Genomic DNA, 10,036 nt, shown 5'->3' on the forward strand with positions numbered 1-10,036 from the left:
ATCTACTCCTTGAATTTCTCGGCGATCACCTGGCGGTATTGCCGGTCGGACACGCGGAGGACAAAGACGAAATAGCCCACGATGACGAGTGCGGTCACGGTCAGTGAAACCGGCTCGATCTCATAGTTGAACTTGCTGGTGACAATGGGCCTGGCCTGCTCGCTGTCGTAGCCGAGCTTGCGCCATTGCGCTTCCATCGCTGGATTCTGGCCGAGCTCGCGCCAGGAAACCTGCGTCCTCGCCGCATCGGCCTGGACCGGCTTCTCCGGCGCCTTCAGGAGAAGCGGCGCGAGCAGGCTGCAGTACACCAGCACGAGCAGGAAGATACTGTCGACCAACTGGCCGAAGCCTTTCTGCACAGGGGGAACATATTCGGCTGCCATGTCGAGTTTCCTCTTCAGTTGGCGCTTCAGTTGATGCCGCGGGGATGCTTCGGGGATGATTCAGGATGTTTCAGGGCCGTGCGAGCGCCTCGTCCTTCATGTCGGCAGGTTCGGCCTTGCGCGCGCGGTTCTCGTCGAGATGGCGAATGTCCAGGCCGTAGATGTGATCCTTGTCGTCCTTGTAGTGCCGCACCATCGCGAAGATCGACGCGGTATTGAAAACGAGCACCGCCCCGACACCGATCGAAAGCGCGATACGCACCGCCGGATCGGAGGTGTAGGCCGTGACCGCGATATACACGTAACCCAGCGTGACCCAGAGCAGCAGCAGGGCGATGCGCGCCATGCGGCGGTCCCGGACGAACATTGCTTCGATGCGTCTTCGCATTGCGTGTTCCATCTCGACAATCTCCTCGATCGTGCCGGACGATGCCGGCAGTTTGGACAAGTCAGGCAAGCAGGCGGATACCGTATTTCAGGACGACTTTGCGGGATTCCCTTCCATAAACAAAGTTTCCCGACAATATTAAGTTCAGGCGTCCGATTGTCAATACGGTTTTTGTGGGTAGATGAGCTTCCGTGTTCCGCGACGTTCATTGATGCAGCACGGAAAGCCCGTATGCGTAGACCACCCGCGTTTAGCTTGACGCAGCCACTGAGCCGCGCGATGCTTCCCGACGAGGAACTTGAAAGTTGACGCGAGGTCGAGCCATGCAACTTCAAACGGGTAATCTGTTCAGCTTCGAAGCGAAGCGCGGCGGCGAAGAGCGGGTCGATATGCTCATCACCGGGCAGCGCCTGAACGTGGAGCGGATCGTGTCGATGGGACACGCGAGTCCCGAAGGGTTCTGGTACGACGACTCGCGCGCCGAATGGGTTGTACTGCTGTCGGGCGCAGCCGCGCTCGAATTCGAAGAGGACTCGACGCTGCACGAGATGCGTCCCGGCGACCATGTGCTGATCGAGCCGCATTGCCGGCATCGCGTCGCGTGGACGCATGCCAACGAGCCAACCGTCTGGCTTGCGATCTATCACGAACGCTGAATCATCCAGGCCGCGGACTTCAGCCTTTCTTCACGAAGACCATGAACTCCGGATACATCTGCTTGCCCATCGCCACCAGAAATTCGTTGCTGCCCTTGTGCGCCATCTGCACCGACTCGTAGCCGATGTTGGCGTCGACGTCGCCGCCCGTGATCTGGTAAGCGGTCTTGAAGCCTTTTGCCATCGGCGCACGGGCGAGCTTGGCGTCGCGATAGTCCTCGACGCTCTTCGCGTAGCCCTTGCTCGTATCGCGCTTGTGCTGCTGCGCCGAGCCGGTGAGCTCGACGTTGTGAGCGTACCGCTGCGCCTTGAGTTCGGCCTTGCCGGCGCCTTCCAGCGAGCGCCAGCGGCCGAGCAATACCCGTGAAAGCATCAGTACCCGGATGTCGTCTCCTTTGGCCACTCCGTAATACAGGTTCCGCAGGTTCATCGCATAGAGCAGGGCCTTCGAGAACTTGTCGGTGAAGTAGTTGCCGCGCCCGAGCGCGCCGTAGCCGGTCGTGTTGTTGCTTTCACAATGCACGCGCTGAAATCCGCGGGACATGATGCCGTGCTGGATGTCCATGGCCTGGCCGCTCCAGAGCCAGCATTCGCCGATGGCCGGGTCGATGACCGGGAAGACGCCCGCGTTCGCGTTGGAGATGGCCCACTTGTTCTTGAAGCTGTCGACGGATTCCTGGGCGCCGAGATGCGTGATGTTGCGGAAGTTGGCGCGGCAATCCTCGAACTTCTGCCAGCGCGCGTCGTTCTTGCACACGAGCACGGTGAGAATGTCCCATTCCCCCGGCCTGACCTCGAGGCGGTTCTTGCCCATCAGTTCCCAGAACTGCTTCGTACCCGTGGCGCCCTCGGCACGGGGTGTGCCCTTCAGCCAACGGGCCGGCACCGCCTTGTCCTGCTTGTAGCCCGCGACATGGCCGGGACCTCCGCGCACCTCCGCTGCGATGAGCGCAAACTGCGTGCTGGAGCTTGGCAGTTCGGCGACGGTGTAGTCGACGTCGCCTCCCGTGATCTGCTGCTTTTCGAGTTCATCGGCGACCACGGTGGCGGTCTTTTGGGTCGCGCTCGCCAGCTTCTCGATGGAGGCGTCCATGGTCTGCTTGACGCCCTCCAGCTCCATGAGCGAGTTGTAGCGGGCGGCATCCTCGGTCTTGAGCGTCGCTGAGATCCGGTGGGAGAGAAACATCTGGATTGGCCGGAAGGCTTTGTCCTTCGGCCAGTAGTCTGGCTTTGGCATGGCTGCACCCCTTCAAGGTCTCCAGGACGCCCTCAGGCTTCGATCGCCCCTGAAGGAACCGCTAAAAGTATAGGAAGGCAATTTCGTAAGATCAAACGGCAAGACTGCACTTTTTTCGTGGCCGCGCAGCGCGCGCATCCAGCCCTTCAGGCACTGTTTCCGCCGGTGAAATACTGCGGCCTGTCTCGTTCACGGTTGCTGACGCCCGTGGCGCTTGACCGAGTTGAACTGCTTCGCGCGAAGGAGCGAATGCCGTTCCGCGCGCAGCAAATTTCGGTTTTAAGCGTTACGTTCGGCTTTATCTTCCGGTCGGGATCACCGAGATGTACGTCAGGCGCATGCAGCCGGACCAACCCGCCATCGCTGACCGCATAGCTGGCATCGCCGCGATCAGGCAGTATCTCAATGCTGCGGGGAGAATCCCGATCGATCTTGCTGCGGCGGTTCACGCGACACCCGATCGGTCCAATCTTCTTCGAGATTATCGAGCGACGCGGCGAGAACGGCTTCGGCGAGGGCAATTTCAGGGCGCTCTTCGATTCCCGGGAGCGGGACCAGGCTCGTCGCGAATCGCTCGACGCCTCGCAGGTCAACCCATATTCCTGTTCGTATCCAAGGAACTCATCATGCGACCTTCCAAGACCACCATTGCCCTTTCGAATCCGCATCCCCTTCTCGGCAACACCGACGTGTTCAAGACGTTCAATTACGCACCCGCGGTTGCGGCAGGTGGTCTGCTGTTCGTCGCGGGCCAGATCGGGATTCGGGCAGACGGGACCGTTCCCGCAAGCGTCGAAGAACAGATCGATTTCGCGTTTCAGCGGCTTGGCGCGATCCTGCAAGCAGCCGGGCTGGGCTTCGATGATCTCGTCGAACTCGTCAGCTATCACGTCGATATTGATAAGCAGCTTGCAGCGTTTCGAGAAATCAAGGACCGCTACATCAAGGAGAACGCTCCTGCATGGACTATTCTCGGGGTGGCGGCGTTGGCCCGGCCGACCCTCTTCGTCGAAATCAAGGCGGTTGCCGCGACACGCAGCGTGTGAGCGAGCGAGAAAAGTGCGCCGGTCGTCGATACGACCGCAGCTCCCGCGATGGCGTCGGCTCTCATTGCCCCGATTCGCGGCGTATCGCCGGCCTGCCGAACGGCTGCGTGCTCAGGCGGAGCAGACGCGCGAATGTCCGGGCGCGGATACGGTCGAACGACGCTTCCTTGCCGTTTTCACTTCGCAGCGCATGCCGCTGATAGAACGTGCGTAAGCACTGGGCACGCCGGCCGACTGCCGAGTGCGCCGCGCATAAACGCTGCCTGCCTGAAGGCGACACGTTTCAGCGAAGATCGAAGAAGTATGGACGCCGCAAGCAGACGCATCCGGCGACGCGATGCACATCACTTGCGGGGCTGGATGGTCGCCGCGGCGAGACCCGCTCCTGCGAACGCGCACGCGGCCGACACCAGTGCGACGGCGCGCAGCGCGTCAGCGATGGCCTCGGCTTCCGCCAGCGCCACGGGCGTCCGGGGCGGCGTATGGGCATCGCCGGCTGCCGCGCCGGCTTGCGCGTCCGGCTCCAGCAACTGCCCGCTCGGGCGCGCGCCCTGTGGAACGTGCAGTTCGTCGAGCCGCGCCGACAGCGCCGCCTGGTGCGACCACACGAACACGATACCGAGAACCGCAATCGCCAGCAGGCTCGCCACGCGAGCAACCGCGTTGTTGATGCCGGAAGCGACACCTGTGCGCTCGACCGGCACCGAGCCCATCACGGTCGTCGTGAGTGGCGCGACCGTGATGGTCATGCCGAGCCCGAGCACGGCGAGCGCGGGGAGGAATCCGGCCCAATAGCTGCCGCGCACGAACGGCAGCGCGAGCATCACGAACCCGATGCCGGCGACGCCCGGGCCAGCGCTCAACAGGACCCGCGAACCGAAGCGGCTCGTCAGGCCGCCGGTGAAGCGCGACAACAAGCCGATGATGACCGGCACCGGCAGCAGCGCCGCGCCCGCTTCGGTTGCGGTGTAGCCAAGTGCGCGGATCAGCGTGAACGGCAGGAAAAAGAATACGCCGCCCAGACCGAAGTAGAGCAGCAGCGTGACGAGGTTGGCGCCGGTGAAATCGCGCGAGCGGAACATGTCGAGCGGCATCATCGGGTCACGGCTGTTCGCTTCGATCATCACGAATGCGGCCAGCACGAGCACGCCGGCGCCGATCGCGCACAGTACGAGCGGATGCGCGAAGCCACGCGCCGACGCCTGGGTCAGGCCATAGGTAAGGGCGGCGAGCCCCGCTGCCGCACTCAGCGCGCCGGGCCAGTCCAACTGTTGAGGCGCGTCGAGCTTGTGGCTGTTCGGCACCGACGAAATCGCGAGCGCAATCGTCACCGCTGCAAGCGGGACGTTGAGGAAGAAGATCGCGCGCCAGGACCACGCGTCGACGAGCAAGCCGCCCGCCACCGGCCCCAGCGCCGACGTGATCGCACCGACGCCCGCCCAGGTGCCGATTGCCCGTCCGCGCTCTTCCCCGTCGAATACGGCGCCGATGATCGCGAGACTGCTGGGTACGAAGAGCGCGCCGCCAATGCCCTGCACCGCGCGCCCGGCGATCAGTGAACCCGCGTTCGGCGCAAGCCCGCAAGCGGCCGACGCCAGCGTGAAGACCCCGATCCCCGCGATGAACACCGTGCGGCGGCCGAGCTTGTCGCCCATCGATCCGCCCACCAGCACGAGGGACCCGAGAAAGAGCAGATAGCCGTTGACGATCCACTGCATCGCCGCGACGCTCGCGCGGAGTTCGCTCTGAATGGCGGGCAGCGCGACATTGACGACAGAGCCGTCAATAAACGCCATGCTCGAGCCGAGGATCGTCGCGGCGAGCGCAAGGCGCTTGCGCCGGCACGGGCGGTCGACTGCGGTGGGCTGCGTGCGGATGATGAGCTCGTCGCACGGGCTCGCTTGCGCAGCGACGATATGCGCGGACTCTGGGTCGCTATCGAGAACATCCGGGTTGACCAAGCTCGCTCCCGTGCTGATCGATGGTGACTAGCATAGCAACTGGAGCGTGGGACCGCAGTCGCGGCCGGGTCGCTGCTGACGTCAGCAGCGACCGAGTGCTCCCGCATGTCTCCGGAAGATCTGAATGTGACAGACCGGTGTCGGAAATCGACGGCGCGACCGGGCCCGAACGCTTCCAAAAATTGCTTGAGGCGACTGCCCGAGGCTGAAGCGTCGTGGCTGTCTGTATCTTTGCGCCCCGCTGAAAGGGAGAATCTTCGTCTTCGGCGCAAAGAGTTCCCTTGCGTAGATGTACTGGCGCTGCGATGCACATCGTTTCGGCACGGACAAGAACCCGCGGCACGGTGATTGCTGCACCTATGGTCAAGCAGACGGCGACCGTCTGCGTTCCAAATTTCCAGTCCAATCAAGGAGGGACGGATCATGCGCAAGGCAACCAGCACATTAATCGCGGCCTTCGCCGCACTCACCCTGTCGAGCGGCGTTTATGCACAGGCGGCCGGAGGTTCAAACGGCGGCAGTTCGTCAGGCAGCACGGCTAGCCCGGCGAACCAGGTGAACGGTGCAACGGGCGGCTACGGCTCGCCAAGCGCCACCAACTCGGACAGCGGCATGGGCGCCCGGTCGCCGAACTCGGGCCTGCCGAATAGCACGAACAGCAACTCGACCTCTGGCAACAGCGCTCCGAAGAGCAACAACACGCTGGCGACCCCGAGCGTAGTGTCGCCGGCCGCCGGCCAATAACAGCGGTTAAAGATAACTACCAGGCGCGAAGCGAATACGCGCGGTTCAATCGCATGGGGCGAAACTCGTGTTTCGCGAAAACGCCATGCCGACGTACCGCGCAATCTCACTGCGGACGACCTGAAGGAACTCGGTATCACTTCGGCGGGTCATCGCTGAAAACTGCTTGATGCATCGGCTAAGCTGCGGGCTCAAACCGAGCCTCGACATGCCGCCGTCAGTGATACCGTAACCTCAGCAAGCCATCGTGCGTTGGCAACGTATGACAATGCAAACCTCTTCGCCGACAACGCCCACGGCAACCAATCACCTCAGACTCCCCACGCGACCGCCGACGGGATAAGAAGCGCTGTCGCTTGCGTAAAAGAAACCAAACCGAAACCAAACCGCCATGACCCCCAGTGCGCGCACGCGGCCGCATCGCTCGCGCCGCCGGCCTTGCTTGCCTTCGTGATCCAGACCAGCGGAATGATGAGGATCATGACGATCGCGGCTCCATGGAACACCTCGTTCAATCCCAACATGGCCGCCCGCGTCCGCACCGTATGATCGAACAGCGCATACGATGCATCCCTGCCCACGCCGAAAACGGAGTGACAGGCGCTCATCCATGCATTGAAGATCGGATTAGTCGGGTTCGACTGCTGCCTGAGGACTTCATGATGCAGGATCGTCCCGTTGTTCCTGCCCAGAACACGCGTCCCACTACGGCAACGATGGTCAGGACGATCACAGGATGCTTTCGTTCCGGCGGCCCAACGCCTACAACGATAGTAAGCGTCGTGACGATGGCGCGGCGTTTCCGGTGTCAACGATGAGCGCGGGCCGGAACATCGACGAAACATCGAGCCGACGGCGGCACAAAGCGATCATGAGGCAAGCGCGGCCGTGCGTGCGCGCGCCCGGCCGGGATGTCCCCTCTGCATGCCGCCGGGCGGACCGCTAAGACCTTGGTCTCCACTGCAATATGAATCGTAGGGAGAGAGCAGACATGGACTGGAATCGCTGGTACAGCTTGAAGAGCTACCTGAAATCTTCGCTGTGGGCTGTGCCGCTCATCGCAGTCGCGATCTATGCCGTGGTAAAACCTCTGACGGAAATGCTGGGAAGGTGGATGATCAGGCAAGGCATCCTTGATCCGAAAACCGGTTTTCTTGGGCTGCCCATGGCGGGGGCGCGGTCGTTGCTCGGTGACATCATTTCCGCGGACCTGGCGTTTCTGGTGTTCACGTTCGGTTCGCTGCTCGTCGCAATCCAGGTCGCTGGCGGGCAGTACACCCCGCGGATCATCGCGACGACACTGCTGCGCGATAACATCATCCGTGGCGTCTCGGGATTGTTCGTCTTCACCATGCTGTTCGCCAATAGAACGCTGAGCTGGATGGGTGAGAATGAAGTACACCAGCTTCAAGTGTTCCTTGCAGCGCTATTCGGCTTCGCCTCCGTCGTCGCGTTTCTCTTCCTGATTGACTACGCCGCGAAATCTCTGCGTCCCGTAAGCCTCGTCGCACGCGTCGGGAAGCACGGGATGGCGGTCATACAGAGCGTTTATCCCGCTCCGACCCGAGGTGCGTATACCTCACCGGAACGTGGCAATGAGCGAGGCGTACCTGATCGCATCGTGCGTCACAGCGGCAGATCGGGCATCGTTCTGGCCGTGAATCTGGAAAGGCTGGTGGCCAAGGCGCGGCGCACTGACACTGTTATCGAATTCGTGCCGCAGGTCGGTGATTTCGTCGCGGTGGACGAGCCCTTGTTCTATTTGTACGGAAACGCTGGCGCAATCGATGAGCGCAGGCTCCGCTCGCTGGTCGCTTTCGGCTCGGAACGCACGATGGAGCAGGACCCGATGTTCGCGTTTCGCATCCTGGTCGATATCGCGCTGAAAGCGCTGTCGGCGGCGATCAACGATCCGACCACGGCCGTGCTTGCGATCGACCAGGTGCACCGGCTATTGCGGGTGGTGGGCAAACGGTCTCTGCATATCGAGGAGATTGTGGATAGCTCGGGGCGCGTGCGCGTGATCTTGCGAACGCCCAATTGGGCAGATTTCGTGCATATCAGCTTTCGCGAGATACGCCAGTACGGCGCGAGCAGCATTCAAATCGCGCGGCGGATGCGGGCGGCAATAGAGAATCTCGTCCAGACACTGCCGGAACATCGTCATGACGCATTGCGGGTCGAGTTGGCACTGCTCGATCGCGCGATCGTCGCGAAGCATCCGTTTCCGGAGGACCTGGCGTTGGCCCGTATCCCCGACTCGCAAGGGCTTGGAGGTTCGGCAGGCTCGACCGCAAACGACTAGCCCTTACGGAGGCAAGCCATGCGCAAACTCATCATGGGTATTGTTGAATTCCGCGAGAAAATGCTGCCGCAATACGCGCAGCAGTTCAGCAAACTCGCGCTCGCGCAGACGCCTGATGCGCTCTTCATCACGTGCTCGGACAGCCGGGTCGTGCCGGACCTGCTTGCTTCGACCCATCCGGGCGATCTGTTCACGATGCGCAACGTCGGTAACCTGATTCCACCGGCGACGGCGGAAGGGGTCTCTACCGGCGACCTTTCCGAGGCAAGCGCGATCGAGTACGCCGTGCTGGTGCTGAAGGTCGCGAATATTGTCGTGTGCGGGCATTCCGAGTGCGGCGCGATGAAGGCCGTGTATACACGCAACGCCAGGCTGAAAGCGCCGAACCTCGATAAATGGCTGTACCACGCGAACAACGCAGCATTTCGTCTGGAACACGAAGGTCCGCTCAATGGCACGCTGAAACCGCACGATCAATTGTCGCAACTCAACGTACTTGTGCAGCTTGAGCATCTGATGACCTATCCGATCGTCCATCAGCAAGTCACTGCGGGCGCACTGGTGTTGAGCGGCTGGTGGTTCGACATCGCGACTGGCGACATGTATGCCTATGAGCGCACGAGCCGTTCATTCGAAGTCATCGACCGGGCGATGGCTGATCGGATGATTGCGCGCCTCGCTGCGCGGGCGCGATGAAGACGCACGAAGCGCTTCTACGCAATTGTGATCCCACTTGGCAAAGTCGACACTGCCGGTCGAGGTCGGCGGGACCGGCTCATTGATCCATTGATCGGCCCCCGCCGCACTCCCACGCCGACAGCGGCAGCTTACATGCCGCCAAATGGCTTTTCCACGGTCAGCTTGTTGGTGACCGAAGTCACTCCGGGAACGCCCTTCGCGATTTCCGCGACCGTGCCCACCTGGGAAGCGTCGGTGACCGTGCCATTGAGCGTCACCGCGCCGTCCTTTGCGACGACGCTGATATTGCCGGCGCTGATCTCCTTGTGCTTCACGATGGCGTTATAAACCTGCCGGCGCAGCGCGCGATTCGCCTTGCGTCCCGTGGCCGGGGCCGCTGAACCGGACGCCGTCATCGCGGATGCGCCCGGCGCACTGGCCGGTTCGCTGGTCTGGGACCACGCGGTCAAGGAAGTTGCAACGAGTGCGGCTCCGACAGCCAGCCTGAATGTTTTCATAGAATGCTCCGGTCGTTTGTTGTGTGGATTGCAGAATCAGAAAGTATGGCGGATGCCGACCATCGCAGCCGTGGTGTTCTTGCCCGGTGCGACGGGGGTGCCATAGATGATCGTCTGGTT

General features: G+C 62.1%; 12 protein-coding genes and 1 pseudogene. 7 read left to right on the forward strand and 6 right to left on the reverse strand.

Annotated features, from left to right (window positions below; genetic code table 11):
- Window positions 1-2: 2 nt before the first annotated feature.
- Together AWB68_RS12495 and AWB68_RS12500 are read right to left on the reverse strand one after the other, a co-directional pair.
- Window positions 3-383 carry a hypothetical protein gene (locus tag AWB68_RS12495; RefSeq protein WP_087644664.1) on the reverse strand — a complete coding sequence of 127 codons (381 nt, stop codon included), beginning with the start codon at window positions 381-383 and terminating at the stop codon, window positions 3-5.
- 70 nt (window positions 384-453) lie between these two features.
- Complete coding sequence (locus AWB68_RS12500) at window positions 454-783, reverse strand: hypothetical protein (RefSeq protein ID WP_087644677.1); 330 nt, start codon at window positions 781-783, stop codon at window positions 454-456.
- 311 nt (window positions 784-1,094) lie between these two features.
- Between AWB68_RS12500 and AWB68_RS12505 the strand changes: the two genes are divergently transcribed.
- Entirely contained in the window at window positions 1,095-1,427 is a 333-nt protein-coding gene (locus AWB68_RS12505) for a cupin domain-containing protein (protein ID WP_087644665.1), read from the forward strand.
- Window positions 1,428-1,446: 19 nt separating this feature from the next.
- Here AWB68_RS12505 and AWB68_RS12510 read toward each other — a convergent pair whose 3' ends face one another.
- Entirely contained in the window at window positions 1,447-2,664 is a 1,218-nt protein-coding gene (locus AWB68_RS12510) for a PARP domain-containing protein (RefSeq protein ID WP_087644666.1), read from the reverse strand.
- Between the two features lie 429 nt (window positions 2,665-3,093).
- Between AWB68_RS12510 and AWB68_RS49350 the strand changes: the two are divergent.
- Window positions 3,094-3,249, forward strand: a pseudogene (locus AWB68_RS49350) (4-hydroxyphenylpyruvate dioxygenase); the annotation flags it as partial.
- Window positions 3,250-3,290: 41 nt separating this feature from the next.
- Window positions 3,291-3,710, forward strand: a complete 420-nt coding sequence (locus AWB68_RS12520; RefSeq protein ID WP_087644667.1) for a RidA family protein — start codon at window positions 3,291-3,293, stop codon at window positions 3,708-3,710.
- A 344-nt stretch (window positions 3,711-4,054) separates the two neighbouring features.
- Here the strand turns inward: AWB68_RS12520 and AWB68_RS12525 are convergent, their stop codons facing one another.
- Window positions 4,055-5,671 carry an MFS transporter gene (locus AWB68_RS12525; protein WP_087644668.1) on the reverse strand — a complete coding sequence of 539 codons (1,617 nt, stop codon included), beginning with the start codon at window positions 5,669-5,671 and terminating at the stop codon, window positions 4,055-4,057.
- A gap of 423 nt (window positions 5,672-6,094) precedes the next feature.
- On the opposite strand from AWB68_RS12525, the gene AWB68_RS12530 reads away from it, so the two are divergent.
- Together AWB68_RS12530 and AWB68_RS51360 are read left to right on the forward strand one after the other, a co-directional pair.
- The gene (locus AWB68_RS12530; RefSeq protein WP_087644669.1) at window positions 6,095-6,415 is read left to right on the forward strand and encodes a hypothetical protein; all 321 of its coding nucleotides are present in this window, start codon (window positions 6,095-6,097) and stop codon (window positions 6,413-6,415) included.
- A 48-nt stretch (window positions 6,416-6,463) separates the two neighbouring features.
- Window positions 6,464-6,574: an SAM domain-containing protein gene (locus AWB68_RS51360; protein ID WP_374729570.1), complete on the forward strand. Its 111-nt coding sequence runs from the start codon at window positions 6,464-6,466 to the stop codon at window positions 6,572-6,574.
- A gap of 152 nt (window positions 6,575-6,726) precedes the next feature.
- Here AWB68_RS51360 and AWB68_RS49360 read toward each other — a convergent pair whose 3' ends face one another.
- On the reverse strand, window positions 6,727-7,227 hold the full coding sequence (locus AWB68_RS49360; RefSeq protein WP_235028295.1) for a hypothetical protein: 501 nt from the start codon (window positions 7,225-7,227) through the stop codon (window positions 6,727-6,729).
- A gap of 179 nt (window positions 7,228-7,406) precedes the next feature.
- On the opposite strand from AWB68_RS49360, the gene AWB68_RS12545 reads away from it, so the two are divergent.
- A complete protein-coding gene (locus tag AWB68_RS12545) occupies window positions 7,407-8,720 on the forward strand; it encodes a DUF2254 domain-containing protein (RefSeq protein WP_087644670.1) in 1,314 nt (437 codons plus the stop codon).
- 18 nt (window positions 8,721-8,738) lie between these two features.
- Window positions 8,739-9,416: a carbonic anhydrase gene (locus AWB68_RS12550; protein WP_087644671.1), complete on the forward strand. Its 678-nt coding sequence runs from the start codon at window positions 8,739-8,741 to the stop codon at window positions 9,414-9,416.
- A 131-nt stretch (window positions 9,417-9,547) separates the two neighbouring features.
- Here AWB68_RS12550 and AWB68_RS12555 read toward each other — a convergent pair whose 3' ends face one another.
- A complete protein-coding gene (locus tag AWB68_RS12555; protein WP_087644672.1) occupies window positions 9,548-9,916 on the reverse strand; it encodes a BON domain-containing protein in 369 nt (122 codons plus the stop codon).
- Window positions 9,917-10,036 lie beyond the last annotated feature (120 nt).

The organism is Caballeronia choica, from assembly GCF_001544535.1.
Classification (GTDB): domain Bacteria; phylum Pseudomonadota; class Gammaproteobacteria; order Burkholderiales; family Burkholderiaceae; genus Caballeronia; species Caballeronia choica.